Source organism: Streptomyces sp. NPDC040718, from assembly GCF_055593565.1.
Map to the genome: position 1 here is coordinate 470,445 of NZ_JBVIXO010000003.1, position 26,439 is coordinate 496,883.

Sequence of the window (26,439 nt, forward strand, 5' to 3'; positions counted from 1 at the left end):
CACCGATATTGACCCAGGGCCGGGGCGGGGCGAGGATCACGCCCATGACGGCAGTGCGGCACCAGACGGTCGACGGGCTCGTACGGGACAGCGCGCGGCGCGTCCCCGACCGGGTCGCCATCCGCTACCGGGAGCGGAGCTGGACGTACGGGGAACTCGACGCGGCCGTCTCCACCGGCGCCGCCGTGCTGCGGCAGCGGTACGGGCTGGCCGCGGGGGACCGGGTCGCGGCCTTCGCCCACAACTCCGACGCGTACCTGATCGCCTTCCTCGCCTGCGCCCGGGCCGGGCTCACCCACGTCCCGGTCAACCAGAACCTCACCGGCGAGGACCTCGCGCACATCCTCGGCGACTGCGCGAGCGCCCTGGTCCTCGCGGACCCCGACCTGGCGGACCGCGTCCCCGACGGGCACACCGTACGGGCGCTGCGCGAAGCGCCCGGCTCCTTCCTGTCCGAGCTGGCCGTGCCGTCGGCGTACGAGTCCGCCGGGGATCCGGACGCCGTGGTGCAGCTCCTGTACACCTCGGGCACCACGGCCCTGCCCAAGGGCGCGATGATGACCCACCGGGCGCTGGCGCACGAGTACGAGAGCGCGATCGAGGCCCTGGACCTGGGGGAGGCCGACCGGCCCGTCCACTCGCTGCCCCTCTACCACTCGGCACAGATGCACGTCTTCCTGCTGCCCTACCTGGCGGTCGGCGCGCACAACACGATCCTGGACGCGCCGGTCGCCGAGGAGGTCTTCGACCTCGTGGAGGCCGGCCGGGCCGACAGCCTGTTCGCGCCGCCCACGGTGTGGATCGCGCTGGCCAACCACCCGCAGTTCGGGCAGCGGGAGCTCGGCGCACTGCGCAAGGCCTACTACGGGGCCTCGATCATGCCGGTCCCGGTCCTGGAACGGCTGCGGGCCCGGCTGCCGGGGCTGGGCTTCTACAACTGCTTCGGGCAGAGCGAGATCGGGCCGCTGGCCACCGTCCTGGGGCCCGGGGAGCACGAGGGGCGGATGGAGTCGTGCGGGCGCCCCGTGCGGCACGTGGAGGCCAGGGTCGTCGACGAGGACGGTGCGGACGTCCCCGACGGCACGGCAGGGGAGGTCGTCTACCGGTCCCCGCAGCTCTGCCTGGGCTACTGGAACGACCCCGAGGCCACCGCGAAGGCCTTCCGGGACGGCTGGTTCCGCTCCGGCGACCTCGCGGTACGGGACGCCGACGGGTACTTCACCGTGGTCGACCGGGTGAAGGACGTCATCAACTCGGGCGGGGTGCTCGTGGCGTCCCGGCAGGTGGAGGACGTGCTCTACACCCACCCCGGGGTGGCCGAGACGGCGGTGGTCGGGCTGCCCGACGAGCGGTGGATCGAGGCCGTCACGGCGGTGGTCGTGCCCCGTGGGGAGGTCACCGAGGCCGAGCTGACGGCCTACGCCCGGGAGCGGCTCGCGCACTTCAAGGCGCCCAAGCGGGTGCTGTTCGTGGACGCCCTCCCGCGCAACGCCAGCGGCAAGATCCTCAAGCGGGAACTCCGCGACCGCTTCGGCACCGCCTGAGGCATCCCCGGCCGGCACTCCCCGGCGGTCACTCCCCGGCCGTCACTCCCCGGCCGTCACTCCCCGGCCCGTCACTCCGGGGCCGGCGCGTCGGCGTGACCGTGCGGGTGCGCCGGCGGCAGGAGCCCGTTGGCGCGCAGCCGGCGCAGGGTCAGGTGCTCGTGGACGAGCCGGCCCACCATCGCCCCGCCGTAGACCACGACCCCGACGCCGACGAGCCAGGACTGCACGACCAGCAGCGTCCCGAAGGGGCCGTACGTGACGGCGTTCGAGGCGATCAGCGGGGAGAACACCAGCTGCGAGAAGACCCGGAGGCCCAGCAGCCCGAGGCTCGTCGCCACCGCCCCGGGCAGCAGCGCCCGCCAGCGGACCCGGCCGCCCAGCAGGAGCCGCCCGGAGCTCCAGAAGAACAGGCAGGTGCCGACGGTGTCGCTGACGGTGCCCACCACGGTGCCCGCCACGCTGTCGGACGGGGCGGGGATCCCCACCAGCAGCCCGAGGTAGCAGACCAACAGCGCCAGCCACACCACGTGCCGCCACATGGTGTGCCAGCGGGCCGTCGGCAGGTCCCACACCTTCTCGTAGCCGGTCTGCACGGCGGAGCCGAAGGTCAGCCCGAACACCGCGAGGGCCGCCAGGCCGAAGGCGGTGGTCCGCTCCAGAGCCAGGTCCGCCGCCCCGAACAGCATCTCGACCCGGGCCCGCGAGGACGCCGTCACCCCGAGGGCCTGGCCCAGCCAGCGGCCGAAGTTGGAACCGCTGCCCGGCGCGGCCGCCGCGACGACCACCAGCAACGGCACCAGGGTGAGGAAGCCCAGGGCGGCGAAGCCCATCGCCCGGTGCATCAGCTCGATCTCCCGGCCACGGCTCCAGGCCAGCCCGGCCGGGGAGCCCAAGAGCCGGTCGTGGAGGCGCCGGAGGGTCGAGGTCACACCTGATCCCCTACCCGGACGGGCCCGGCCGCTCCCGGAAGCGGCGCCGGAATGGGCCCGAACGGGTGGTTTCAACCGCCCGTAGGCGTGGACCGGCCCGCTCAGGAGGAGTGCGGCTCCCGGAGGTCCCTCACCCGCTTGATCTTGCCGACCGAGCGCTCCAGGCTCTCCGGTTCCACCACCTCGACGGCGACGGACACCCCGACGGACTCCTTGACCGCCCGCACCAGCTCCGCGGCCGCCGCCCGCCGCCTGTCGGCATCGGCCTCCCGGCGCGCCTCCACCCGCACGGTGAGGGCGTCGAGGCGGCCTTCCCGGGTCAGCCGCAGCTGGAAGTGCGGGGCGAGGCCCGCGATGCGCAGGAGTATCTCCTCGATCTGGGTCGGGTAGAGGTTCACCCCGCGCAGGATGATCATGTCGTCGCTGCGGCCGGTCACCTTCTCCATCCGGCGGAAGGCCGGCCGGGCCGTCCCCGGCAGAAGCCGCGTCAGATCCCGGGTCCGGTAGCGGATCACCGGCATGGCCTCCTTGGTGAGGGAGGTGAACACCAGCTCCCCGGGCTCCCCGTCCGGCAGTACCGCCCCGGTGAGCGGATCGACGACCTCGGGGTAGAAGTGGTCCTCCCAGATGTGCAGGCCGTCCTTGTGCGAGGCGAACTCCTGCGCGACGCCCGGTCCGATCACCTCGGACAGGCCGTATATGTCCACGGCGTCGATGCCGAGCCGGTCCTCGATCTCCCGGCGCATCTCCTCGGTCCAGGGCTCGGCGCCGAAGATCCCGGTGCGCAGCGAGGTGCTGCGCGGGTCGATGCCCTGGCGCTCCATCTCGTCCAGCAGGGTGAGCATGTAGGAGGGGGTCACCATGATGACCTCGGGGCGGAAGTCCTGGATCAGTCTGACCTGGCGGTCCGTCATGCCGCCGGAGGCGGGGACCACCGTGCACCCCAGCCGCTCCGCCCCGTAGTGGGCGCCCAGGCCCCCGGTGAACAGGCCGTACCCGTACGCCACGTGCACGATGTGCCCCGGCCGGGCGCCCGCCGCGCGCAGCGACCGGGCCACGACATCGGCCCAGGTGGCCAGGTCCCCGTCGGTGTAGCCCACCACCGTGGGGCGGCCCGTGGTGCCGCTGGAGGCGTGGATGCGGCGCACGTCCGCGCGCGGTACGGCGAACATCCCGAAGGGGTACTGGTCCCGCAGGTCCGCCTTGGTGGTGAGCGGGAAGAGGGAGAGGTCCGCCAGCGAGCGGCAGTCGTCGGGATGGACCCCCGCCTTGTCGAAGGCCTGCCGGTAGAAGGCCACCCGGTCGTAGGCCCGGCGCAAGGTCGCCCGCAGCCGCTTCAGCTGGAGCGCCGCCAGCTCGTCGGGGCTCAGCCGCTCGCCTTCGTCCTGGAATCCACCGAGGTCTTCGAGACCCGTACGCGCCGTCATCGCCGCCACCTCATCGCCATCGTCATCGTCGTCGAGAGTCATACCGCCAAAGGCCAACCGAACGTTCATTCGGTAGATTGCCGGACCCCGCCGGGTAAAGCAATGACTCGAACGAGTGATCGTCTGATCTGATGGCCCTCATGCCTGTATTCACCACCTATGACGGAACCGAACTCGCCTACCACGTCAGGGGCGAGGGCGAACCGCTGGTCTGCCTCCCCGGTGGCGCCATGCGGGCCTCCCGCTACCTGGGCGACCTCGGCGGGCTCTCCGCCGGCCGCCGGCTCATCCTCCTCGACCTGCGCGGCACCGGCGACTCGGCGGTGCCGGCCGACGAGTCCACGTACCGCGTCGACCACCAGGTCGAAGACGTCGAGGCGCTCCGCGTCCACCTGGGCCTGGACCGCATGGACGTCCTGGCCCACTCGGCCGCCGGCAACCTCGCCCTGCTGTACGCCGCCGCGCACCCCGGGCGCGTGCGCCGCCTGGCCCTCGTGACCCCGACCGCCTGGGCCGTGGACCTCGGGCCGACCCCCGAGGAGAGCCTGGAAGCGGTCCGGACCCGGGCGGGCCGGGAGCCCTACGACACGGCCATCGCCGCCTACGAGCGGTTGTGGGCGGCCGGCGGTGACCCCTCTCCGGAGGACCGGCGCCGGGCGATGGTCCTCGCCTACGGCCGCTGGGACGAGCAGGCGCGCGCCCACGTCGCCGCGAGCGACCGGGAGCGCAACCAGGCCGCGGCCGCCGCCTTCGCCGGCCCCGGGGCGTTCGACCCGCCCGCCACGCGCGCGGCCCTGCGCCGGTTCGACGGCGAGGCGCTGGTCCTGGCGGGGGAACTGGACGGCTACCCCACCGTCGCCGTCGCCGCCGGACTCGCCGGGCTCCTGCCCCACGGAACCGCCGACGTCCAGCGGGACGCCGCGCACTTCCCGTGGCTGGACGACGCCGAGTGGTTCGCGGCCCGCGTGGAACGCTTCCTGTCCACCGGCGCCTGACCCCGGCGGGGGACTGCGGCGAACGCCCGCCGCGACGGCGCTCCGTGCTGGCAGACTCCCGGATCATGGGACACAGCGAACTGTGGGTCGGCGTCCTGACCGCGCTGACCGCGCTCGGGGCCAGCTACATCACGGCACGCGCGACCTCGCGGGCGGCACTGGCGCAAGCCCGGACCGCCGCGAGGGCGGACGCGCTCCGGGAACAGCGCGAGCGCCGCCGGTCGACCTACCGGGAGATGATGGGCTGCGCGCACGTCTTCTTCGAGGTCACCTGGCAGATCGATGCCGTCGACGCCGCGCGGGACCGGGAGTCCAAGGACCGTCTGCTGAGGCAGATGTACGAGCACATGGCCCCGGCCCTCGGGAACATGAACCGGGCCAACCACGAAGTCCGCCTCGATGGTCCCGCCGAAGTGTCTGACGCGTCGGAACACGTACGGCAGACGGCCCGTCGTGTGCAGCCTCGGCTCAGGGATCTGGTCGGCGCCACCACTCCTGAGCCGAGGCATGCCTACGACGCCGCGTTCACGGACTTCCGGGACGCGTACGCCACCTTCATCGGCCTGGCCCGACAGGCGCTGGAAGCCGAGGCCATGTGAAGGCGGCGCCGGCGCGAGGTTCCGGGCCGTGATCCGCCGGACGGCCGCTAACCGGCCGCACCCGCCCCCGCGTCCGCCTCCGTCGCCACGGCCTTGGCCCAGCGGTAGTCCGCCTTGCCGCTCGGGGAGCGCTGCACCGCCGGTGTGATCACCAGCTGGCGCGGGATCTTGTAGCCGGCCAGCCTCGTGCGGCAGTGGCGCTGGATCTCCTCCAGCGTCGGCTCCGCGGCGCCCTCCCGTACCTGCACCACCGCGGCCACGTGGTTGCCCCACGTCGGGTCCGGGACCCCCGCCACCAGGGCGTCGTACACGTCCGGATGCGACTTCAGGGCCTGCTCGACCTCCTCCGGGTAGACCTTCTCCCCGCCGGTGTTGATGCACTGCGAGCCGCGCCCCAGCACGGTGACGATGCCCTCCTCGTCGACCGTCGCCATGTCGCCCAGCAGCACCCAGCGTTCGGCGCCCTTCCGGAAGAAGGTCTCCGCCGTCTTCACCGGGTCGTTGTAGTAGCCGAGCGGGACGTGTCCGCGCTGCGCGAGGCGTCCGGGGACACCGACCGCCACGGGCTCGTGCGTCACCGGGTCCACCACCTGCGTACGGTCGTTGACCTGGAGGCGGAACCCCTTCTCCGGGCCCGAGTCGTCCGTCGCCCTGCCGTTGGAACCGGACTCGGACGAGCCGAAGTTGTTCAGGAGCACCACGTTCGGTACCAGCCGCCGGAACTCGGCGCGGACGGTCTCCGACATGATCGCCCCGGAGGAGGAGACGCTGAACAGCGAGGACAGGTCCGTCCCCTTGAGCGGCCCGTTCAGCGCGTCGATCAGCGGCCGCAGCATCGCGTCGCCGACCAGCGAGACGCTCGACACCTTCTCCTTCGCTATGGTGCGCAGCACCTCCTCGGGCGCGTACTTGCGGTGGATCACCACCCGCTGGCCGTAGTTGAAGGCGATGAACGAGGTCAGCGTCGAGGTCCCGTGCATCAGCGGGGGAGCGGGGAAGAAGGTGAGCCCGGCGCCGCGCGCCGCGACCCGCTCCGCGAGCTCCTCGGGCCGCTTCACCGGCTCGCCCGAGGGCTCCCCGCCGAACAGCCCCGCGAAGAACAGGTCCTCGGCCCGCCACATGACGCCCTTGGGCATCCCGGTCGTGCCGCCGGTGTAGATGATGAACAGGTCGTCCGGGCTGCGCCCGGGGAACCCGCGCTCCGGTGACCCGGCCGCCTCGGCGTCCTCGTACGCGACCGGTGCGACCGCCGGTTCCGGCGCGCCGGCGGGCGCCCGCCCGACCCGGACCAGGTGGCGCAGCCTCGTCGTCTGCGGCAGGGCGGCCGCCACCCGCTCCGTGAACTCGCCCTCGAAGACGAGCGCGGCGAGGTCGGCGTCGTTGTAGAGGTAGACCAGCTCCTCCTCCACGTACCGGTAGTTGACGTTCACCGGCACCAGACGGGCCTTGAGGCAGGCCAGTACGGTCTGGAGGTACTCGATCCCGTTGTAGAGGTGCAGCCCCACGTGCTCGCCGGGCCGCAGCCCGCTGTCCAGCAGGTGGTGCCCGACGCGGTTCGCCGCCGCGTCCAGTTCCGCGTACGTCAGGCGGCGCTCGGCGCCGGTCCCGGGGTGGTCGACGTACACCAGCGCCTCGCGGTCCGGGACCACGTCCACGACCGATTCGAACAGGTCGGCAAGGTTGTACTCCACCGTTCCTCCTGACCCGAAAGTGCTCACGGCTGGGCTGCTCGGCGGTCATTAGAGCGTCGCCCGGTCCAACTGGGAAGGGCGCACGCCAAGAGATCTGACTGAGTGTCAGAAAACTATTGAACTGCCACCGGCCCTCCTGCAACCTGTTCTAGGTCTTGAGACGGGAGGACGGCAATGGGTGGGACCGAACACCTGACCGTGGAGCGCCGCGGCGCCACGCTGGTGCTCACCATGAACAGGCCGGAGGCGAAGAACGCGCTCTCGCTTCCCCTGCTGGTGGGCCTGTACGACGGCTGGCTGGAGGCGGACGCGGACGACACCGTCCGCTCGGTGGTCCTGACGGGCGCGGGCGGCGACTTCTGCGCCGGCATGGACCTCAAGGCGCTGGCCGGCGGGGGCATGGCGGGGGACCACTACCGGGACCGCCTCAAAGCCGACCCCGACCTGCACTGGAAGGCGATGCTCCGCCACCACCGGCCGCGCAAGCCGGTGATCGCGGCGGTCGAGGGCTACTGCGTGGCGGGCGGCACCGAGATCCTCCAGGGCACCGACATCCGGGTAGCGGGCGCCGGGGCCACGTTCGGACTGTTCGAGGTCAAGCGGGGGCTGTTCCCGATCGGCGGCTCCACGGTCCGCCTGCCCCGGCAGGTCCCGCGCACGCACGCGCTGGAGATGCTGCTGACGGGGCGTCCGTACTCGGCCGAGGAAGCGGCGCGGATCGGGCTCGTGGGCCGGGTGGTGCCGGAAGGGACGGCGCTGGACGCCGCGCTGGAGACGGCGGAGCTGATCAACGCGTGCGGCCCGCTGGCCGTCGAGGCGGTGAAGGCCTCGGTGTACGAGACCGCCGAGCTGACGGAGACGGAGGGGCTGGCCGCCGAACTGGTACGGGGCTGGCCCGTCTTCGAGACGGCCGACGCGAAGGAGGGGGCGCGGGCCTTCGCGGAGAAGCGGCCGCCGGTCTACCGCCGAGCCTAGGCGCCGGCCGCGCGTGTACCCGGTCCCCTGGGCCCCGCCCCCGGTCCCCTGGGCCCCGCCCCCGGTCCCCTGGGCCCCGCCCCGGTCCCCTGGGCCCCGCCCCCGGTCCCCTGGGCTCCGCCCCAGACCCCTGGGCTCCGCCCCAGACCCCCCCGGGCCTGCGGTCCGAACGGCTCGGGCCTGCCGCCCGCACCCGTTGGGCCTGGGGGCTGGACCCGTCCCGGGCTCGGGGCCGGACCCGTTGGGCCTGCGGTCGGGGCCTGTCCCGGGTCGCGGCCCGGGCCCGTTGGGCCTGCGGCCCGGAGCCGTGCCGGGCTTGTGGGCCGGGCCCCTCGGGCCTGTGGTCGGGGCCTGTTCCAGCCCGTGGTCCGGCGCCGTACTGGGCCTCCGTTCCGGGCCCGTGCCGGGTTGTGGTCCGGTCTCGGACCGGTCCCGTTGCCCGGGTCCGTCCCGCGGCTGCGGGCCGGCTTTGTGCGCGGCCCCTGGGCCGGTTTCGCGTCGGGCCTCCGTGCCGGGCCCGGACCCGTGCCGGGGTCGCGGGGCCCGATCCCCGTTCCGGGGTCCGGGCCCGCCGCCCGGCCTCTGGCGCCCTGCCGGCCGGGCTCCGTACCGGACGGAGGACCGGCCCCGCCGGGCACGTCGAGTAGCGATCCAGAACCGCCCCCGAGAATCGGAGAGCCGTCCATGACAGCCGCGTCCCCGCCCGAGGTGCTGCGTGCGCCCCTGGTCGTCGAGTTCCCCTTCACCCGCTCCCTCGGACCCGTGCAGAGCGCCTTCCTCACCGGCCTGCGGGAGGGGGTCGTGCTCGGCGTCCGGACCTCCGACGGGCGGGTCATGGTGCCGCCCGCCGAGTACGACCCCGTCACCGCCGAGGAGATCCGCGAGCTCGTCGAGGTCGCCCCCACCGGAACCGTCACCACCTGGGCCTGGAACGGCGAACCCCGCCCCCAGCAGCCCCTCGGCACCCCCTTCGCCTGGGTGCTCGTACGGCTCGACGGCGCCGACACCGCGATCCTGCACGCCCTCGACGCACCCGGCCCGGAGGCCGTGTCCAGCGGGATGCGGGTACGCGTCCGCTGGGCGGCCGAGCGCACCGGCGCCATCACCGACATCGCCTGCTTCGAGCCGTACGCGGGGCAGGAGGCGAGCGGAGCCGCCGCGCACGACGGGGTGTTCGCCGACCCCGTCACCGGCATCGTCGCCGAGGCCCGCCTCGACTACACCTACAGCCCCGGCCGCGCCCAGACCGCCTACATCAACGCGCTCTCCGAGCGGCGCACCGTCGGCGAGCGCTGCCCCTCCTGCCACAAGGTGTACGTCCCCCCGCGCGGCGCCTGCCCCACCTGCGGGGTGGCCACCACCGACCGGGTCGAGGTCGGCCCGGCCGGGACCGTCACCACCTTCTGCATCGTCAACATCAAGGCGCGCAACCTCGACATCGAGGTCCCCTACGTCTACGCCCACATCGCCCTCGACGGCGCCGGCCTCGCCCTCCACGGCCGGATCGGCGGAATCCCGTACGACCAGGTCCGCATGGGCCTGCGCGTCGAACCCGTGTGGACCGACGGCGGCCGCCACCCCGACCACTACCGCCCCACCGGCGAGCCGGACGCGGACTACGACGCGTACAAGGAGCTGCTGTGACGACCCGATACGCGCGCGAGGTGGCCGTCGTCGCCTTCGCCCAGAGCGACCACCTGCGCCGCACCGACGAACTCAGCGAAGTCGAGATGGTGATGCCCGTCCTGCACCGGGTGCTGGCCGCCACCGGGCTCAAGGCGGGCGAGATCGGCTTCACCTGCTCCGGCTCCAGCGACTACCTCGCCGGCCGGGCCTTCTCCTTCACCATGACCCTCGACGGGGTCGGCGCCTGGCCGCCGATCTCCGAGTCGCACGTCGAGATGGACGGCGCCTGGGCGCTCTACGAGGCCTGGGTCAAGATCCAGACCGGCGAGGCCGACACCGCGCTCGTCTACTCGTACGGGAAGTCCTCGCCCGGCTCCGTACGCGACGTCCTCACCCGGCAGCTCGACCCGTACTACCTCGCCCCCCTGTGGCCCGACTCCGTGGCGCTGGCCGCGCTCCAGGCGCAGGCGCTGATCGACGCGGGGGAGACCGACGAGCACGCGCTCGCCGCGATCGGCGCCCGCAGCCGGGCCTCCGCCGAGGGCAACCCGCACGCCCAGCTCAGCGGCCCCGTCCCGCAGGGCGGCTACCAGGTGCGGCCGCTGCGCACGGGAGACTGCCCGCCCGTCGGGGACGGCGCGGCCGCCGTCGTCCTGGCCGCCGGCGACACCGCGCGGCGGCTGTGCGAACGGCCCGCCTGGATCACCGGCATCGACCACCGCATCGAGGCGCACGGCCTCGGCCTGCGCGACCTGACCGACTCCCCGTCCACCCGGACCGCCGCCGAACGCGCCGGGGTCTTCGACGCCCCCGTGGACACGGCGGAACTCCACGCGCCGTTCTCCTCCCAGGAGGTGGTGCTCCGCAAGGCACTCGGACTCGGCGACGCGGTGGCCGTCAACCCCTCCGGCGGGGCGCTCGCCGCCAACCCGATGATGGCCGCCGGCCTGATCCGGATCGGCGAGGCGGCCGCCCGCATCCACCGCGGCGAGTCCCGCCGCGCCGTCGCGCACGCCACCTCCGGCCCCTGCCTCCAGCAGAACCTGGTCGCCGTCCTGGAAGGGGACCGAGCATGAGCACACCGGGCAAGGAACCCGTCGCCGTCGTCGGGATCGGCCAGACCAAGCACGTCGCCGCCCGGCACGACGTCTCCATCGCCGGCCTCGTCCGCGAGGCCGCCTCCCGCGCCCTCGCCGACGCGGAGCTGACCTGGGCCGACATCGACGCGGTCGTCATCGGCAAGGCCCCGGACTTCTTCGAGGGCGTCATGATGCCGGAGCTCTACCTGGCCGACGCCCTCGGCGCGGTCGGCAAACCGATGCTCCGCGTCCACACGGCCGGGTCCGTCGGCGGGTCCACCGCCCTCGTCGCCGCCAACCTGGTCGCGGCCCGGGTCCACCGCACCGTCCTGACCCTCGCCTTCGAGAAGCAGTCCGAGTCCAACGCCATGTGGGGGCTCTCGCTGCCCGTCCCCTTCCAGCAGCCGCTGCTGGCGGGCGCGGGCGGCTTCTTCGCCCCCCACGTGCGCGCGTACATGCGGCGCACCGGCGCCCCCGACTCCGTGGGCTCGCTCGTCGCGTACAAGGACCGGCGCAACGCGCTGAAGAACCCGTACGCGCACCTGCACGAGCACGACATCACCCTGGAGAAGGTCCAGGCCTCCCCGATGCTCTGGGACCCGATCCGCTACTCCGAGACCTGCCCGTCCTCGGACGGCGCCTGCGCGATGGTCCTCACCGACCGCGCGGGCGCGGCCCGTTCGCCGAAACCGCCGGCCTGGCTGCACGGCGGGGCGATGCGCAGCGAGCCGACGCTCTTCGCGGGCAAGGACTTCGTCTCGCCGCAGGCCGGCAAGGACTGCGCGGCCGACGTCTACCGGCAGGCCGGGATCACCGACCCGCGCCGGGAGATCGACGCGGTCGAGATGTACGTGCCGTTCTCCTGGTACGAGCCGATGTGGCTGGAGAACCTGGGCTTCGCGCAGGAGGGCGAGGGCTGGAAACTCACCGAGGCGGGCGTCACCGAACTCGACGGCGACCTCCCGGTGAACCCCTCCGGCGGGGTGCTGTCCACCAACCCGATCGGCGCCTCCGGCATGATCCGCTTCGCGGAGGCGGCCCTCCAGGTCCGCGGCCTGGCCGGCGAACACCAGGTCCCGGGTGCCCGGCGGGCGCTGGGGCACGCGTACGGCGGCGGCGCGCAGTTCTTCGCGATGTGGCTCGTGGGCGCGCAGCCGCCGAGCTCCTGACCGGGGCAGGGCCGGGGCGGCGCCGGGGCGGGCGCGGTGTGCCGGACGGGCCGCGGGTGACGCCCGCGGCCTGTCCGGCGCCCGCCCCGATCGCTACCCTGGGCCCCCGGACGACGACGTACCGTACCGGGAGGAGCACGCACGTGGCGGAGAGCACGATTTCGCAGCCCGTTGCCGGCTGGGGCGGGCCCAGGCCCGAACTCGATCTCAGCGGGGCCGACTGGCAGGCCGGCAGCCGGGGGGTGGGCGACGTCCAGATCGCCTTCGTGGAGGGGTTCATCGCGATGCGCAACGGCGAGCGCCCCGACGGCCCCTCGCTGGTCTTCGCGCCGCGCGAGTGGCGCAGGTTCGTCCTCGGGACGCGGGGCGGACGCTTCGGCCCGAGCTGAGCCGGCGCCGCCCGGCTCACGCCGGGCGGGCGGTCAGCCGCAGGGCGACCTGGAGCTCGTGCTCCCCGGACACGGTGCCGAGGTGCTCGCCGGCGAAGGCGTCCTCCAGTACGGCGCGGACCGCGCGCACCGGTTCCGCGGCGCCGTCCAGCTCGGCGGTCACGGCGCCGGCCGGCCGGGCCCGCGGGCTCGCACCGGGCGCCCGGTGGCGGACGTCCACCGTCGCCGACCAGACGCTCGGAGCCGCCCCGGCCCCGCCCGCCCGCTCCGGGACCGGCGGGGTCATGCCGGGGAACGCCTCCGCCAGGACGCCGAGGACGGCGTCGGCGCCCGCCCGGTCGCAGTGACTGACCAGTACGTTCACTTCCGCCTCGGCGGCCCGCCGCGCGTCCATCCGCGCCGGGTCGGCCGCCGGGCCCGCATCCGTCCCGGTACGGGAGGCCGCGCCCGGCGCGCGGCCGTGCTCGTCCACCATGGCCCCCGCGTCCGGGAGCAGCGCGGCGCGCCGCTCCGGGGCGTCGTGCCCGCGGTTCGTGTTCATCGTTCGCCTCCGGGTCGGGGTGCGGCCCCGCGCGGAGCCCGGGGCCGACCGGCTGACCGGCACGTCTGGGTGCCTCCCCCTGCGGCTGTCCACGGACGGCCGCACCAAACCCGCCCGGGCCGGATCCGCGCTGCCCCGCCGCCCGCGAAAACCGGTGGCGGCCGTCGCGGTCACCGGCCTACGGTCGCCCCGATGGACATCTCCTTCCGGAAGCTGCCGGGAAACCGGTACGAGATCACGGTCACCGGCCGCCGCGGCCCCGACGTACGGCTCCCCGCGCAGCCCACCGGCCCGACCGTCCCGCACGACCTCGCCCACGCCGCCGTGGAGGAGGCGCTCGGCGTCACCGACGGCTTCTGGGGCGCGGTGGCGGCCGGCGCCACCTTCCAGGGCTTCGAGATGACCCGGCCCGGCCGCCACCGCCGGTCCGGCCTCAAGGTGCTGCGCCGCGGCGGAGACGCCGTGATGGCGGCGGAGATGGCCGTCAACTGGGCCTACCGCGCCTGGTCCGGACTGCCCGTCACGGGCCGCGGCGTGGGCCGCCCCCCGCTCGGCGAAGCCGAACTGGAGCGTGCCCGTACCGCCCTCGACGCGGCCTCGGCCCGCTGGGCGGCGGTCCCGGAAGGCGGAGCCCTCACCTGGCGGTGGCGCGAGTAGAGCGCCCGCCCGGAACAGAAGATCGGATTCTTTCCCGATAGTGGGATCCATCGGCTCGTGCGCGCGTACGCTGATCTCCCGAGCCGGCCTGGGGGGTACGAGCCATGACGGAACGCCGGACCCGCACACGGCGCACGCTCTTCGAACGCGAAGCCGAACTCCTCGCCGTGGACGACGCGCTGGACCGGCTCACAGCGTCCGGCCCCGACAGCGGCGGCGGCCTCCTCGCCCTCTCGGGCCCGGCCGGACTCGGCAAGACCACCCTGCTCGCCGAAGTACGCCGCCGCGCCCTCGCCCGCTCCTGCACCCTGCTCGCCGCACGCGGCGGGGAACAGGAGCAGACCCAGCCCTTCCACGTCGCCCGGCAGCTCATCCAGCCCCAGCTGGCCGGCCGCCCCGAGGCCGAACTCCGCGCCGCGCTCGGCAGCTGGTACGCCATCGTCGGCCCCGCCCTCGGCCTGTGCGCCCCCGCCCAGGGCGCCCCGCCCGACCCGCAGGGCCTGCGCGACGGCCTCGACTGGGTCCTGACCCACCTCACCGTCCAGCGGCCCCCCGTCGTCCTCGTCCTGGACGACGCCCACTGGGCCGACCCGGAGTCCCTCGGCTGGCTCGCCGGCTTCGCCCCGCGCGCCGAACACCTCCCCCTGCTCCTCGTCACCGCCTACCGCCCCGACGAACTCCCCGCGGACGCCGAGGCCTTCCGCACGCTGCCCGGCCGCGCCGGACAACGCCCCCTCAGCCTCGCCCCGCTCAGCGCCGACGCCGTCTCCACCCTGGTCCGCGAGACCGTCGGCGCCCACGCCGAGGACGCCTTCTGCCGCGAGGCCTGGGCCGTGACCACCGGCAACCCCTTCGAGGCCGTCGAACTCACCGCCAAGGTCCGCGCCAAGGGCCTCGACCCCGTCGAGGCCAGCGCCCCGCTGCTGCGCGACCTCGCCGCCGCCCAGCGCGGCAGCGGGCTCGTCGCCCGCCTGCACAGCCTCGGCCCCTCCACCGTCCGCTTCGCCTGGGCCTGCGCCGTCCTCGGCACCGCCATCCCGCGGCGCATCGCCGCCCGCGTCGCCGTCCTCGGCGCGGAGGAGGCCGCCGACGCCACCGTCCGGCTCCGCGACGCCCGCATCCTCTCCGCCCCGCCGGCGGACGCCGCGGCCGGCGAAGCCGAGGACACCGGGCTGGAGTTCGTCCACCCGCTCATCGCCACCGCCATATACCGGGCCATCCCCGACGCCCTGCGCGTCGCCCTCCACGGCAAGGCCGCCGCAGCCGTCGTCGACGCCGGGCTCGGCTCCTCCGCGGCCGCCCGCCACCTGCTGGAGACCCAGCCCGAGAACGACCCCTGGGTGGTGCGCACCCTGCGCGAGGCCGCCGCCGAGAACCTCCGGGCCGGCGCCCCCGAAGCCGCCCGCCGCCAGCTCGCCCGCGCCCTCGAAGAACCCCCGGACTTCGACGAACGCGCCGCCGTCCTCTACGAACTGGGCTGCGCCTCCCTCCTCACCGAACCCGCCAACACCGTCAACCACCTGCGCGCCGCCCTCGCCGAACCCTTCGACGACCCCGCCCTGCGCCAGGGCATCGTCATCCGGCTCGCCCAGGTCCTCGCCCACAGCGACCACCTCGCCGCCGCCTCGGAACTCCTCGGCCGCGAGATACCGCGCACCCACGACGCCCGCGCCCGGCTGCGCCTGCAGTCCGAGCAGTTCATGTGGGACGCCTTCAACGCCGCCGAACCCGACTCCCCGGCCCGCTCCCGCCGCCTGGCCCGGCTCGCCGACCGCCTCCCCGGCCGGGACCTCACCGAGCGGTACGTCATCGGACTGCGCGCCTGGGACGCCTGCCTGCGCGGCGAACCCCTCGACGTCGCCCTCCACCACGCCGACCGGGTCCTGCGGGAACCCTTCAGCTGGGCCCACGAGGACCGCGGCTTCGAGGTGCCCGTGCTCGCCGCCATGGTCCACATGTACGCCGACCGGCCCGGCCGCGCCGAGGAGCTCTTCGAGGAGGGCACCGCCGAGTTCGAACGCCAGGGCTGGCACGGTGCCCACCTGTCCTTCGCGTACAGCCTGCGCGCCTACATCCGCTACCGCCGCGGCCGGCTCGTCGAGGCCGAGGAACTGGCCCGGGCCGGACTGCGCCTCGCCGAGCGCGTGGGCCGGCGTACGCCCGTGCACTGGTACGCCATCGCCATCCTCCTCACCACCCTCGTCGCCCGGGGCCGGGTGGACGAGGCGTGGGGCCTCGCCCGGGAGCACGAGTACGGGGAGCCCTTCCCCGCGGCCGTGGTCTTCCCCGACTCGCAGACCGTGTACGCGGAACTGCTCCTGGCCGGCGGCGACCGGAAGGCCGCCGCGGCCGAACTGGAGGCCGTCGAGCGGCGGCTGACCCCCCGCGGCATCCAGAACCCGGCCTGGTGCCCCTGGCGGCTGCTCCTGGCCCGCGCCGTCGCCCCCGAGGACCCCGCCAGGGCCCGCGACCTGACGGCCGAGGCGGTACGCCGCGCCCGCGCCTTCGGAGCGCCCTCCGCCATCGGCCAGGCCCTGCGCGTCGCGGCGGAGGTGGCGGCCCCGCAGGACCGTGCCGCCCTGCTGCGCGAGGCCGTGGCCCTGCTGGAGGACTCCCCGGCCGCCTACGAACTGGCCCGGGCCCTGGCCGCGCTGGGCACCGAACTCCAGGACCCCGGCCTGCTCGCCCGCGCCCACCTCACCAGCCGGGAATGCGGCGCCGGTGCCCTGGAGGCGAGCACCGCCCAGGACCTGGCGGCGTTCGCCCAGCGCGCAAGCTGAGCCCCGGGGACGGGAGCGGGCAGGGTGGACCCCATGGATCACCTCACCCGGCTCCACGTCCTCCGGCACGAGGCCGCCGCCTTCGACAAGGCCGTCCGCCGGGCGGCCGACGGCGGGCGGGAGGCACCCGCCGTGCCCTCCTGCCCCGGACGGTCGGTCGCGGACCTCGCCGGCCACCTCGGCAGCGTCCAGCGCTGGACCGTCGAGTTCAGCGGCGACCGGGTGCTCCACGCACGGGACGACACCGCCCCCGTCCACGTCGAGGCGGCGGGGACCGCCTCCGACCTGATGCTGTTCCTCTGGCAGCGCCCCCCGCCGAGCCACTCCACGTCACCGGTGACGCCGCCCTGCTGGAGCACTGGTTCGCCCTCGTCCCGCCCGCCTGAACGGGACCGCCGGCACCTACCTCCGCAGCGCCGCGACCGCCGCCAGCTCCGCCGGCGCGAGCGGCGGCCCGGTCAGCTGCGACCGGCCCGGGCCCAGTAGGGCCGCCAGCAGCACCGGCGGCGTGAACAGCCGGGAGGCAGGACGCTCCAGGGTCATCACGTCGGTCACCGCCCGGGCCACCCGCCCGTTGCCGGTGCTCGTGCGCATCAGCCGCCGCACGTAGGCCGCGGCGGCCCGCTCGGCCGCCGTCGGGCCGTTCTCGGTGGCACCGGGGTAGAAGACGTCGTTCCCCGTGGACAGCGCCCAGGCGGCGGCCACCGGCCCGGCGACGGCCTTCTGCGCGCGGGCGGCGAGCCGGCCGTCGGACAGGCCGTACCGGGCGACGGCGGCCCGCAGGGCGAGGGCGCTCTGCGCGGCCACCGACATCCCGTGCCCGTACACCGGGTTGTAGGCGGCGACCGCGTCCCCGAGCACCAGCAACCCCGCGGGCAGGGCGGCCTTCTCGTAGTGGTGCCTGCGGTTGACGGTCGTACGGGTGCGCACCACGTCCGTCAGCGGCTCCGCCCCGGCGATCAGCTCGCTCACGATCGGGTGCCGCAGTGCCCGCGCGAAGGCCCCGAAGGCCTCCGGATCCGTACCGGGTTCGCCGCCGCGCGTCCCCGACAGGGTGACCAGCCAGCGGTCGCCCTCGATCGGGACCAGGGTCGCGGACCGGCCCGGACCCGCCTGGCGGGGATCGGCCTGGACGTTCACGACGACCGGGAAGGTGCTCCCGAGGTCCTTCGGGGCCCGGAAGGTCCGGCTGGCGTAGACGAGGCCGGGGTCGACCGTCCGCACGGCGGCCCCGGGCAGGCCGAACTCCTCCAGCCACCGCGGCGTGCGCGAGGCCCGCCCGGAGGCGTCCACCACCAGGTCCGCGTCCAGGACCCGCTCCACGCCGTCCTCCCCGCGCACCCGGACCCCGGTGACGCGCCGGGCGCCGCCCGCCAGGCCCAGCACCTCCGTGCGGTCGGCGACGGTGACGTCCGGGAGCGCCGCCACGGCCCGGCGGACGTGCCAGTCGAGCAGGTCGCGGCTGGCGATGAGCACGTAGTGGGACTCCCGGGCCCAGCGGCGGAACCAGCCCTCGGGCGAGAGGCCGACCATGTTCGTGGGCAGCGAGATCCGGTGGGCCCCGTCCTTCCTCAGCGCCGCGACGGTGCCGGGCAGCAGGGAGTCGACGGCCGCGGCCCCGCCCGACCACAGCAGGTGGGCGTGGTGGGCCTGTGGGAGCCCCTTGCGGGGGAGCGGCCCGTCGGGCAGCGCGTCCCGCTCGACGACGACGACCCGGCCGCCCGCGGATCCGGAGCCGTCCCCGGCGAGGGCGGCGGCCGTCAGCATGCCGGCCAGGCTGCCGCCGATGACGACCGAGGTGTGCCGGCCGGGCGACCGCGGTGAACTGCTCATGGCCTCACGCTCTCTGGGTGGTCTGACGGCCCGGACCGGGCGCGGAAGGAGGAGACGGCGGGGGACCGGCGCAGCGCCTTGGCCACGGCGACCAGGTCCGGCGCCGCCGCCGTGCCCGGTACCGGGGCGTCCGCCGCCGCGGCCTCGGCGCCGCCGCGCAGGGCCGTGACCGCCGCGACCACGGCCACCGCCTCGGCGGTCGCCGCCGCCCGCTTCGGCGCCTCGCCCCGTGCACGGGCCTCGGCGAGCGCCCGCCCGCGGATCCCGGGATCCATGTACGGCTGGAGCCGCAGCAGCCCGTCGCTGATCTGGGTCCTGCGCTGGACCAGCCGGCGGCTGATGGGGGAGCGGCGGGGCAACCGCATCGAGGCGGTGTCCAGGTCCGCCAGCTCCCGCACGAACGGGGCCAGGCACCGGTAGTGGTAGTAGTCGGTGCAGAGCCCCTGGAGCGCCTGGCCCGCGTGCGGCAGGATGAAGCCCACGGCGATGAACAGGGCGCACACGGAGGCGATGGGCGGGGCCACGTACGTGCTGAGCCAGTCAAGGTCGCGGCCGTTCCAGCGGGCGAACACCGCCGTGAGCTTCACGGTGTCGTAGCAGAGGTTCAGGATGAACCCGATGACCAGGAGCACCAGGCCGGCCCGCAGCCAGCCCGCGACCTCCCGCAGCCAGGACCAGGTGACGACGGCGGTGATGGCGCAGGCGGTGGTGTGGGCCCCCAGGTAGAGCATGATGTGCTCGCGCATCCAGGGGGTGTTGGCGTAGTACGTGTCCAGGTCCCGCAGCCGCTCGACCGGTACGTCGGCGAACGCGAAGGTGATCCACAGGCCGGCCACCACGGCCGCGTAGACGACTCCGATGGTCCAGCTGGTCCGGCGCACCCGCCGGGGATCGCCGCCCCGCCAGTGGATGATCATGATCAGGCAGGAGGCGCAGAACATCGTGAGCAGCGTGTAGACCAGCGGCGCCGCGAAGTTGCTGACGCCCGTCGCGCTGTTCAGCAGTACGAGGGTCTTCGGCCGGCCGAAGTAGAAGACGGCCGAGGCCAGCAGGAGCAGGCCGCCGACCGAGCGCACGTTGGGGTCGATCCGCCAGAACCTCATCATCACCGGGAGGCGGATCGCGAAGGCCAGGGTGAGGATCGCCGCCGGTATGAGGTACGGGATGTAGTACTTGTCCGAGGTCACCGTCAACCGATCGGTCCGCGGTAGCCCAGGGCGTTGCCTATCCGGCCCGCCACGTCACTGCGCCGGGCGGCCCCCGCCGCGTCGCCGCCCGTCAGCCACGGCCGGCACCGGTCCCCGAGCATCAGCCCGAAGCTCTCGGCCTCGATCTCCTGCGCGTCCTCGTAGTGGGACCGCGCGGCGACACTGGCGTACGTCAGGTCCGAGGCGTCGGGCAGGGCGCGCGCGGCGTCCGCCGCCCCGCCCCCGTGGCCGGTGCAGTGGCCGGCCTTCATGTGCCACAGCTCGTGCCCGAGGATGACCAGTTGGTGGTCGGGCGTCGTGTGCTTCTCCACCACGACGATGTCGTAGTCCTCCATGTTCAGCCACAGGCCCGAGGTGGTCAGCCCGGCCGGGAAGCGCTCGAAGCGCAGCACGATCGGGCGGCCGCCGCGGGTGCGGCTCATGGCGTCGCACAGGGCGCGGAAGAGGGTCTGCGGCTCGACCGGCGTCTCCAGGTCGAGCGAGGAGGTCAGCACGGTGCACAGCTTGCGCATCGAACGGGACAGGTTCACCGGACCACCTCGGAGGAAAGGATTCCGGTGATCATGCCCAGGAGCAGCGTCTCCTGCGTACGGGTGAGGGCCCTTCCCCGGCTGGAGATGGAGACCAGCCCGTACTGGTTCGTGAGGTCGGCCATCAAGTCGCCCGATCGGTAGTTGAGGGATTCGACCGCGGGCCACAGGGCCCGGCTCACCGCCTGGGCCGGCGTGTCCGTCAGGAAGGTGATGTCACGGCCGAAGAAGGCCGCGAACTCCTCGCAGTGCCGCAGGTGCGGCGGCCTCCCGCCCGACACCAGGGCGCCGACCCACCGGGGGTCCGCGCCGATCGCCGCCGCGATCTCCGCGACCGCGTACGGCTGTCCCCGGGTGTCGCGCGAGACGGCGTACAGGAAGGCCGCGCGACGGCAGACCGTCCCCTCGGCCTCCTCGGGCGTGGGGTCGGCGAACTCCTCGCCGCGCAGCAGCGCCGCCGTCACCTCCACGGGGACGCCGGTCCGCTCGGAGAGGGACACCGCGTCGAGGATCTCGTCCACGTCCAGTCGTCTCTCCGCGGCGAGCGCCCGGAGCCGGGCGAGCGTCGTGGTGAGGGCAAGCGGCGGACCGCCAACGGGGACAGTCATCTGTCTGTGCTCCCATACGTCTACGTCCGAAGGGCAGATCCGTCTGCGCACCGGGGACGACGGTAGGTCCCCCCGGGCCACAAGATCCCCAGCACCGAACCGATCGTTGTCGAATCGAAAACGATCGATGACCGGGACGCGGGGACGCACAGCAAGATACAGCCAGTGCGGCGGCCTGTGGCGGGAAAGGGCGCATGCCCGCAGCTCAACGCACCGACCCGCCCCACGGTAAGGAGTACGCGGCGGCCCCGCCCCATACCCGCAGGTCCGGCAGGCCGGGGCACCCGCCGCCCGGCCTCCCGGCACCCCTCACACCCCCGCCCCCGGCCCGTCCCGGGCCCCCTCCCACCGACGCGGCGCCCCGCTGCGCGGGGACGGAGCCCCCGGCGCCGGAAAACCCGCGCGGCCACGTACCATGGCGGCATGTCCTTCCTCCGCCGCCACCGCGCCGCCACACCCGCGGGCCCGGACTTCGACGTCCTGGCCATGGACCCGGGGGACTGGCCGGGCAACCTCGGGGCCGGGCTGCTGCCCGCGCCCGACGGCAGCTGCCAGGGCGTCTTCCTCCGCTACGACCTGTTCGGCGGCCGCGGCCCCGCGATGATCATCGGTAACCTCCCCGAGGGGTCCCCGGCGCGCGAGCTCGCCGAGGGCCAGGTCCCCTTCGAGGTGGCCCAGCTCCTCGACGCCCTGGAGAACGACGAGGACGTCGAGGTCACCGGGACCGAGGACTGCCCCGTCATGCAGGGCGACAACCTCCTCATCGTCCGCAAGATCAAGCTCTCCGAGGGCCGGATCTCCTGCGTGCAGTTCGACCGCAGCGACAACGTCCTCGTGACGATCGCCAGCTGGGACCGCCCGATCACCGACGACCTCTACGCGCTGCTGAAGCCGCTTCCCGCCGAGCTCTTCCAGCAGGGCTAGCCCTCCCGGGGGGTGTCCGCGATGTCGTTCGCCGCGACGTAGCCGAACGTCATCGCGGGCCCGATCGTCGACCCGGCCCCCGCGTAGCTGTGGCCCATCACCGCCGCGCTCGCGTTGCCCGCCGCCCACAGGCCCCGGATCACCGATCCGTCCGCCCGCAGCGCCCGCGCCCGGGCGTCCGTGACGATGCCGCCCTTGGTGCCCAGGTCGCCCGGGACGATCCTGAACGCGTAGAACGGCGGCAGCCACACCGGCGCCAGACACGAGTTCGGCACCACGTTCGGATCCGTGTAGTAGTGGTCGTAGGCCGTGTCCCCCCGGTGGAAGTCCGCGTCGCTCCCGCTCCACGCCTGCGCGTTGAAGCGGTTCAGCGTGGCCCGCAGCGCCGCCGCCGGCACCCCGATCTGTCCGGCGAGGGCGTCCCAGGTCCACGCCTTCCTCGCCGCCCCCGACTCGAACCAGGAGTCCGGGAAGGGCAGCGTCGGCAGGATGTCCTTGAACAGGTACTTGTTGCGGTAGTTCTGGTCCACGATCAGCCACGCCGGGATGTGCGAACCCGCCGAGCCCCGGTCCTTCTCGTACATCACGTGCACCACGTCGCTGTACGGTGCGGCCTCGTTGACGAAGCGGGTACCCGCCCCGTTCACGACCAGACCGCCCGGCAGGGTCCGCTCCGCCAGGCAGAAGTACGGCTCCCCGGGCAGCGGGATCGACGGCCCCCACCAGGCGTCCTCCATCAACGCCAGTGCGGCGCCCGCCCGTTGCCCGGCCCGGATCCCGTCACCGGTGTTCTCCTTCGCGCCCACCGACCACTCCGTGCCGATCGGCTGCTGCTGGTACTGGGCCCGCATCTGCGCGTTGTGCTCGAAGCCGCCCGAGCCGATCACCACGCCCCTGCGGGCCCGTACGACGCCCCGCACGCCCTCCTTCTCCACCACGACCCCGGTGACCGCCCCGCCCTCCTGGACCAGGTCGACCAGCGGGCTGCCCAACCACACCGGCACCCCCGCCCGCAGCAGCCCGGCCCGCAGCCCCGCGGCCAGCGCCTGGCCCATCGTCAGCGGCTTCTGCCCGAGCAGCGCGGCCTTCGTGCCGCGCGCCAGGCATTCCGCGGACACCGCGAGCCCCTTCGCGCTGACCGCCGCCAGGTTCAGCCACTTGTAGTCCTGGCTGAACACCACCATCCCGGCGGGTACCGGCATGTACGCCGGGTTCAGGTGCGCCAGTTCGTCGCCCAGTACGTTGCCGTCAATCTGGTCCGGCTCGATGGAGCGGCCGTTCGGCAGCCCGCCCGGCAGGTTCGGGTAGTAGTCGCTGTAGCCGTCCATGAAACGGAACCTCAGCGGGCTGTTCGCCATGACGAAGTCCAGCATCCGGGGCCCGTTGTCCAGGAACGCCCGCTGCCGGTCGGCCGGCACGTCCGGCCCCACCACCGCCGCCAGGTACCGGGCCGCCTTCTCCGGGGTGTCCGGCACGCCCGCGCCCAGGACCACCGAGTTGTTCGGCAGCCAGATCCCCGCGCCGGAGCGCGCCGCGGAACCGCCGAACGTCGGGGCCTTCTCCACCACCAGCACGCTCAGCCCCCGCTCGGCGGCGGTCAGGGCGGCCGTCATCCCCGCCGCTCCCGAGCCGACCACGACGACGTCGTACTCGCCGAGCGGGCTCTCGGCGGCCCGCGCGGCCGCGCCAGGCAGCACGGCGGCGGCGAGCACCCCGGCTCCCGCCCCCGCGAGCACCGCCCGGCGGGAGGGGACGTCGGGACGCGGTCGGTCCGGGCCCTGGGCCACGGGTATGCGCTCGGTCGGGGGCACGGGCTCGGTCATGGGCGGGCTCCAGGGGGTGGGAGGACGGCACGGGCGGCTCCGGCGTTTTTTTCTGATGCCGGGTCAGAGAAACTGTTCGCGGGATCATGTGAAGTCAAGTCACGCGCGCTCACAACCGTCCCGCCCCCGGACAGGCCGAATCCCGTGCCCCGCACACTGGGTGTGCGGCACACGGGATCGGTGAGGGCCGGAGGGGCGGGGCGGTCAGCGCGTACCGACCGCCGCCCGGACCGCTCTACGGGCCATCCCCGCGTCGTCGTGCAGCCGGCGCAGCAGAAGGCGCTGCTCCTCCCCGGAGGAAAGGGCGCCCGAGGGCAGCGGCCGGTCCGGGGCGGACGCCAGCATGGAGCGCTGCACCGCCGTCTCGCACATCCGGATCTCCCGCGTCAGCACCAGCATCAGGTTGACCAGGAAGGCGTCCCGCGCCGCCGGGCCGGCCGACTGCGCCAGCCTGCTGATCTGGCCGCGCGCCGCCGGGGCGTCGCCCAGTACCGTCCACAGCGTGGCCAGGTCGTAGCCGGGCAGGTACCAGCCGGCGTGCTCCCAGTCGAGCAGCACCGGACCGGCCGGCGACAACAGCAGGTTCGACAGCAGCGCGTCCCCGTGGTTGAACTGCCAGGGGATGCCCGCCGGCCGCAGCCCGTGCAGGAGCTTCTGCAGGTCGCCGAAGTCCCGGTCGGTCAGCAGGCCCAGCTCGTGGCCACGCGAGATCCGCCGTACGTAGTCCACCGGATGCCCGAACAGATCGGCCGGCGGCCGCCACTGGTTCACCCGGCACACCGCCCCCAGCGCGGCCCGTACGTCGGTCCGCGGCGGCGCCTCCACCGGATGCCGCTGGAGCGCGGCGACCCGGCCCGCCATCCGCTCCACCACCAGTACGCAGTTCTCGGGGTCCGCGGCGATCAGCCGGGGTACGCGGACCGGAGGCCGGTGCCGGACGAAGGTCCGGTACGTCCCTATTTCGTGCCGGTAGCGCTCGCGCCACTCCGGCGAGTGGTCCAGTAAAACCTTCGCGACCGCGGTCATCCGTCCGGTCGTCCCCACCAGGAGGACCGACCGGCCGCTGCGCCGCAGTACCTGGACCGGCGCGAACTCCGGACAGATGCGCTGCACCGACGCGAGCGCCGTGCGCAGCTGCGCCCCCTGCGGCCCGGAGAGGTCGATCCTTCCGCTGAGCGGCTGCGGTCCGCTGCCCGGCATCCGCCGCGCCCGTACGGCGCCCTGCGCCGGTACCGGCTGGCGGCCGGGTTCGAGGTAGGAGCCGCCCCCCGCCTGGAGGGTGCGGTGCGGGCGGACCGGGGCGGACACGGAGGACGTTGCTGCGTACATGGCGTTTACGGTTCCCTTCGTGCGCCGACGAGTGCGTACGCCGCCCCGCCGGATCCCGTACTTCACCCTGGGGAGTTCCGCCGGTGAACCGGGTCGGGGAGGCGCATTCCTACCTGACACCCGCCCGCAGGTGGCGAACCACGGGGCGGCGGGTGGCGAACCCTGGCGAATAGTCGCTGGGCATCTGACGGGCAGCTACTGTCAACTCAGCCGAGAACCTGGGGGCTTGACGTGAGCAAAGGTCCAAACACCCGTCTGAACGACCTGTTCGGCCTGGCCGGCTGGTCGAAGGGCGAACTCGCGAGGATGGTGAACCGGCAGGCGGCCGCGATGGGCCACCACCAGCTGGCCACCGACACCTCGCGGGTGCGGCGCTGGATCGACATGGGGGAGACCCCGCGCGAACCGGTGCCCACGGTACTGGCAGCACTGTTCACCGAGCGGCTCGGTCGTGTCGTGACCATCGAGGACCTCGGGTTCGTACGGCAGCGGCGCACCACCAAACGGCAGCCGGAGGGGGTTCAGGAGAACCCCGACGGAGTGCCATGGGCGCCCGAACGCACAGCCGCGGTCCTCACCGAATTCACGGGAATGGACCTCATGCTCAACCGTCGCGGCCTGATGGGCGCGGGAGCCGCGCTCACCGCCGGCTCAGCCCTCAGCAACGCCATGTACGACTGGCTGCACACCGAGCCCGCCGGCGCCAAGAACGCGAAGACCTTCGGAGACCCCTACCAGGCCGACCCGGCGGGCTACGACCGCTACGAGGCCGCGCCCATCGGCTCCCAGGAGATCGAGGCCCTGGAGCGCTCCGTCGAGGTCTTCCGCGCCTGGGACGCCTCCAGAGGCGGAGGACTCCAGCGCAAGGCCGTCGTGGGCCAGTTGAACGAGGTCGGCGGCATGCTGGCCTACCACCATCCGGACCACCTCCAGCGCAGGCTGTGGGGGGTGGCGGCCAACCTGGCGGTGCTGGCGGGCTGGATGTCGCACGACGTGGGCCTCGAACCGACCGCGCAGAAGTACTTCGTCATCGCCGCGCACGCGGCCCGCGAGGGCGGCGACCGGCCCCGCGCCGGCGAGGCCCTCTCCCGCGCCGCCCGCCAGATGGTCCACCTGGGCAAGCCCAACGAGGCCCTGGACCTGATGAAGCTGGCGCAGTCCGGCTCGGGCGAGCAGACCCTGCCGCGCACCCGCGCCATGCTGCACACCATCGAGGCCTGGGCCCAGGCCGCCATGGGCAAGGGCCAGGCCATGCGCCGCACCCTGGGCGAGGCCGAGGACCTCTTCGTGTCCGACAAGGGCGACGTACCGCCGCCCTCCTGGATGCAGCACTTCGACGAGGCCGACCTGCACGGCATGCAGGCCCTCGCGTACCGCACCCTCGCCGACCACGACGCCTCGGCGGCGCCCATCGCGGCACGGCACGCGCGGGAGGCGCTGCGGCTGCGCGGAGACGGCTACCAGCGCTCGCAGATCTTCGACTACATCTCCATGGCCTCGGCTTGCTTCATCGCCGACGAACCGGAGCAGGCGGACCGCTACGCCCGGCTCGCCCTGGTCTCGATGAACGAGACCTCTTCGCACCGGACGTGGGACCGGCTCCGCGAGATGTACCGGCTCACCGGCCAGTACGCCGGGTACGCGGGCATCGAGGACCTGCGCGAGGAGATCAAGCTGGCCCTCCCCAACAGCCCCGCCCCCGTAGCCCGCGGAGCGCAGGTATAGGTCACGTGTCGCCGAGGGCCGGACGGGCGGGTCAGGGGGCCGGGGACGGCAGCGG

At 74.1% G+C, this 26,439-nt stretch carries 23 protein-coding genes; 13 read left to right on the plus strand and 10 right to left on the minus strand.

Going from position 1 to position 26,439, the window contains the following annotated elements; translation table 11 throughout:
• Positions 1–44 precede the first annotated feature (44 nt).
• Entirely contained in the window at positions 45–1,544 is a 1,500-nt protein-coding gene (locus ACZ597_RS10890) for a fatty acyl-CoA synthetase (RefSeq protein ID WP_471327789.1), read from the plus strand.
• 71 nt (positions 1,545–1,615) lie between these two features.
• On the opposite strand, the gene ACZ597_RS10895 is transcribed toward ACZ597_RS10890, so the two are convergent.
• Together ACZ597_RS10895 and paaK are read right to left on the minus strand one after the other, a co-directional pair.
• Complete coding sequence (locus ACZ597_RS10895; RefSeq protein ID WP_471327790.1) at positions 1,616–2,476, minus strand: YhjD/YihY/BrkB family envelope integrity protein; 861 nt, start codon at positions 2,474–2,476, stop codon at positions 1,616–1,618.
• A 101-nt stretch (positions 2,477–2,577) separates the two neighbouring features.
• Positions 2,578–3,903, minus strand: coding sequence for a phenylacetate--CoA ligase PaaK (paaK, locus tag ACZ597_RS10900; RefSeq protein WP_471327792.1), 1,326 nt, complete (start codon positions 3,901–3,903; stop codon positions 2,578–2,580).
• Between the two features lie 140 nt (positions 3,904–4,043).
• On the opposite strand from paaK, the gene ACZ597_RS10905 reads away from it, so the two are divergent.
• The gene (locus ACZ597_RS10905; protein WP_471327793.1) at positions 4,044–4,898 is read left to right on the plus strand and encodes an alpha/beta fold hydrolase; all 855 of its coding nucleotides are present in this window, start codon (positions 4,044–4,046) and stop codon (positions 4,896–4,898) included.
• Positions 4,899–4,963: 65 nt separating this feature from the next.
• Positions 4,964–5,497, plus strand: coding sequence for a hypothetical protein (locus ACZ597_RS10910; RefSeq protein WP_471327794.1), 534 nt, complete (start codon positions 4,964–4,966; stop codon positions 5,495–5,497).
• A 47-nt stretch (positions 5,498–5,544) separates the two neighbouring features.
• Here ACZ597_RS10910 and ACZ597_RS10915 read toward each other — a convergent pair whose 3' ends face one another.
• Positions 5,545–7,188, minus strand: coding sequence for an acyl-CoA synthetase (locus ACZ597_RS10915; protein WP_471327795.1), 1,644 nt, complete (start codon positions 7,186–7,188; stop codon positions 5,545–5,547).
• 174 nt (positions 7,189–7,362) lie between these two features.
• Here ACZ597_RS10915 and ACZ597_RS10920 point away from each other — a divergent pair, with 174 nt between their 5' ends.
• The 5 genes from ACZ597_RS10920 to ACZ597_RS10940 all read left to right on the plus strand — a co-directional run bounded on the left by ACZ597_RS10920 (position 7,363) and on the right by ACZ597_RS10940 (position 12,426).
• The gene (locus ACZ597_RS10920; protein WP_471327796.1) at positions 7,363–8,163 is read left to right on the plus strand and encodes a crotonase/enoyl-CoA hydratase family protein; all 801 of its coding nucleotides are present in this window, start codon (positions 7,363–7,365) and stop codon (positions 8,161–8,163) included.
• A 684-nt stretch (positions 8,164–8,847) separates the two neighbouring features.
• Entirely contained in the window at positions 8,848–9,807 is a 960-nt protein-coding gene (locus ACZ597_RS10925) for a Zn-ribbon domain-containing OB-fold protein (RefSeq protein ID WP_471327798.1), read from the plus strand.
• Positions 9,804–10,865: a thiolase domain-containing protein gene (locus ACZ597_RS10930; RefSeq protein ID WP_471327800.1), complete on the plus strand. Its 1,062-nt coding sequence runs from the start codon at positions 9,804–9,806 to the stop codon at positions 10,863–10,865. Before ACZ597_RS10925 ends, ACZ597_RS10930 begins: the two co-directional genes overlap by 4 nt.
• Positions 10,862–12,037 (plus strand): thiolase domain-containing protein, encoded by a 1,176-nt coding sequence (locus tag ACZ597_RS10935; protein WP_471327801.1) that lies wholly within the window; start codon positions 10,862–10,864, stop codon positions 12,035–12,037. The genes ACZ597_RS10930 and ACZ597_RS10935 overlap by 4 nt, the downstream gene beginning before the upstream one ends.
• A 143-nt stretch (positions 12,038–12,180) precedes the next feature.
• On the plus strand, positions 12,181–12,426 hold the full coding sequence (locus ACZ597_RS10940) for a DUF397 domain-containing protein (RefSeq protein ID WP_471327802.1): 246 nt from the start codon (positions 12,181–12,183) through the stop codon (positions 12,424–12,426).
• 16 nt (positions 12,427–12,442) lie between these two features.
• On the opposite strand, the gene ACZ597_RS10945 is transcribed toward ACZ597_RS10940, so the two are convergent.
• Entirely contained in the window at positions 12,443–12,967 is a 525-nt protein-coding gene (locus ACZ597_RS10945; RefSeq protein WP_471327804.1) for a hypothetical protein, read from the minus strand.
• Positions 12,968–13,159: 192 nt separating this feature from the next.
• Here ACZ597_RS10945 and ACZ597_RS10950 point away from each other — a divergent pair, with 192 nt between their 5' ends.
• From ACZ597_RS10950 to ACZ597_RS10960, 3 genes are all read left to right on the plus strand, one after another.
• Positions 13,160–13,624 carry a hypothetical protein gene (locus ACZ597_RS10950; protein ID WP_471327805.1) on the plus strand — a complete coding sequence of 155 codons (465 nt, stop codon included), beginning with the start codon at positions 13,160–13,162 and terminating at the stop codon, positions 13,622–13,624.
• A 104-nt stretch (positions 13,625–13,728) separates the two neighbouring features.
• Entirely contained in the window at positions 13,729–16,404 is a 2,676-nt protein-coding gene (locus tag ACZ597_RS10955) for an ATP-binding protein (RefSeq protein ID WP_471327807.1), read from the plus strand.
• Between the two features lie 33 nt (positions 16,405–16,437).
• Positions 16,438–16,890 carry a hypothetical protein gene (locus tag ACZ597_RS10960; protein WP_471327808.1) on the plus strand — a complete coding sequence of 151 codons (453 nt, stop codon included), beginning with the start codon at positions 16,438–16,440 and terminating at the stop codon, positions 16,888–16,890.
• On the opposite strand, the gene ACZ597_RS10965 is transcribed toward ACZ597_RS10960, so the two are convergent.
• The 4 genes from ACZ597_RS10965 to ACZ597_RS10980 are packed head-to-tail and all read right to left on the minus strand — an operon-like array spanning position 16,807 to position 20,583.
• Positions 16,807–18,237: an FAD-dependent monooxygenase gene (locus tag ACZ597_RS10965; protein WP_471327810.1), complete on the minus strand. Its 1,431-nt coding sequence runs from the start codon at positions 18,235–18,237 to the stop codon at positions 16,807–16,809. The genes ACZ597_RS10960 and ACZ597_RS10965 overlap by 84 nt on opposite strands.
• Entirely contained in the window at positions 18,234–19,424 is a 1,191-nt protein-coding gene (locus ACZ597_RS10970; RefSeq protein ID WP_471327811.1) for an MAB_1171c family putative transporter, read from the minus strand. The genes ACZ597_RS10965 and ACZ597_RS10970 overlap by 4 nt, the downstream gene beginning before the upstream one ends.
• Before the next feature lie 2 nt (positions 19,425–19,426).
• A complete protein-coding gene (locus ACZ597_RS10975; RefSeq protein ID WP_471327974.1) occupies positions 19,427–19,957 on the minus strand; it encodes a toxin-antitoxin system, toxin component in 531 nt (176 codons plus the stop codon).
• 14 nt (positions 19,958–19,971) lie between these two features.
• On the minus strand, positions 19,972–20,583 hold the full coding sequence (locus tag ACZ597_RS10980) for a hypothetical protein (protein ID WP_471327812.1): 612 nt from the start codon (positions 20,581–20,583) through the stop codon (positions 19,972–19,974).
• 423 nt (positions 20,584–21,006) lie between these two features.
• On the opposite strand from ACZ597_RS10980, the gene ACZ597_RS10985 reads away from it, so the two are divergent.
• A complete protein-coding gene (locus ACZ597_RS10985; protein ID WP_361611550.1) occupies positions 21,007–21,507 on the plus strand; it encodes a hypothetical protein in 501 nt (166 codons plus the stop codon).
• Here the strand turns inward: ACZ597_RS10985 and kstD are convergent.
• Complete coding sequence (gene kstD, locus ACZ597_RS10990; protein WP_471327813.1) at positions 21,504–23,330, minus strand: 3-oxosteroid 1-dehydrogenase; 1,827 nt, start codon at positions 23,328–23,330, stop codon at positions 21,504–21,506. The genes ACZ597_RS10985 and kstD overlap by 4 nt on opposite strands.
• Positions 23,331–23,534: 204 nt before the next feature.
• Entirely contained in the window at positions 23,535–24,659 is a 1,125-nt protein-coding gene (locus ACZ597_RS10995) for an aminoglycoside phosphotransferase family protein (protein ID WP_471327814.1), read from the minus strand.
• Between the two features lie 231 nt (positions 24,660–24,890).
• On the opposite strand from ACZ597_RS10995, the gene ACZ597_RS11000 reads away from it, so the two are divergent.
• Positions 24,891–26,384 (plus strand): DNA-binding protein NsdB, encoded by a 1,494-nt coding sequence (locus tag ACZ597_RS11000; RefSeq protein WP_471327816.1) that lies wholly within the window; start codon positions 24,891–24,893, stop codon positions 26,382–26,384.
• The last annotated feature ends 55 nt before the right edge of the window (positions 26,385–26,439 follow it).

What these genes read in the sequence shown, in the direction of transcription:
- ACZ597_RS10890 (WP_471327789.1), top strand. Translation starts at nt 45, where the DNA reads ATGACGGCAGTGCGGCACCAGACGGTCGACGGGCTCGTACGGGACAGC.
- paaK (WP_471327792.1), bottom strand. Translation starts at nt 3,903, where the DNA reads ATGACGGCGCGTACGGGTCTCGAAGACCTCGGTGGATTCCAGGACGAA.
- ACZ597_RS10905 (WP_471327793.1), top strand. Translation starts at nt 4,044, where the DNA reads ATGCCTGTATTCACCACCTATGACGGAACCGAACTCGCCTACCACGTC.
- ACZ597_RS10910 (WP_471327794.1), top strand. Translation starts at nt 4,964, where the DNA reads ATGGGACACAGCGAACTGTGGGTCGGCGTCCTGACCGCGCTGACCGCG.
- ACZ597_RS10920 (WP_471327796.1), top strand. Translation starts at nt 7,363, where the DNA reads ATGGGTGGGACCGAACACCTGACCGTGGAGCGCCGCGGCGCCACGCTG.
- ACZ597_RS10925 (WP_471327798.1), top strand. Translation starts at nt 8,848, where the DNA reads ATGACAGCCGCGTCCCCGCCCGAGGTGCTGCGTGCGCCCCTGGTCGTC.
- ACZ597_RS10935 (WP_471327801.1), top strand. Translation starts at nt 10,862, where the DNA reads ATGAGCACACCGGGCAAGGAACCCGTCGCCGTCGTCGGGATCGGCCAG.
- ACZ597_RS10945 (WP_471327804.1), bottom strand. Translation starts at nt 12,967, where the DNA reads ATGAACACGAACCGCGGGCACGACGCCCCGGAGCGGCGCGCCGCGCTG.
- ACZ597_RS10950 (WP_471327805.1), top strand. Translation starts at nt 13,160, where the DNA reads ATGGACATCTCCTTCCGGAAGCTGCCGGGAAACCGGTACGAGATCACG.
- ACZ597_RS10955 (WP_471327807.1), top strand. Translation starts at nt 13,729, where the DNA reads ATGACGGAACGCCGGACCCGCACACGGCGCACGCTCTTCGAACGCGAA.
- ACZ597_RS10960 (WP_471327808.1), top strand. Translation starts at nt 16,438, where the DNA reads ATGGATCACCTCACCCGGCTCCACGTCCTCCGGCACGAGGCCGCCGCC.
- ACZ597_RS10965 (WP_471327810.1), bottom strand. Translation starts at nt 18,237, where the DNA reads ATGAGCAGTTCACCGCGGTCGCCCGGCCGGCACACCTCGGTCGTCATC.
- ACZ597_RS10975 (WP_471327974.1), bottom strand. Translation starts at nt 19,957, where the DNA reads ATGCGCAAGCTGTGCACCGTGCTGACCTCCTCGCTCGACCTGGAGACG.
- ACZ597_RS10980 (WP_471327812.1), bottom strand. Translation starts at nt 20,583, where the DNA reads ATGACTGTCCCCGTTGGCGGTCCGCCGCTTGCCCTCACCACGACGCTC.
- ACZ597_RS10985 (WP_361611550.1), top strand. Translation starts at nt 21,007, where the DNA reads ATGTCCTTCCTCCGCCGCCACCGCGCCGCCACACCCGCGGGCCCGGAC.
- kstD (WP_471327813.1), bottom strand. Translation starts at nt 23,330, where the DNA reads ATGACCGAGCCCGTGCCCCCGACCGAGCGCATACCCGTGGCCCAGGGC.
- ACZ597_RS10995 (WP_471327814.1), bottom strand. Translation starts at nt 24,659, where the DNA reads ATGTACGCAGCAACGTCCTCCGTGTCCGCCCCGGTCCGCCCGCACCGC.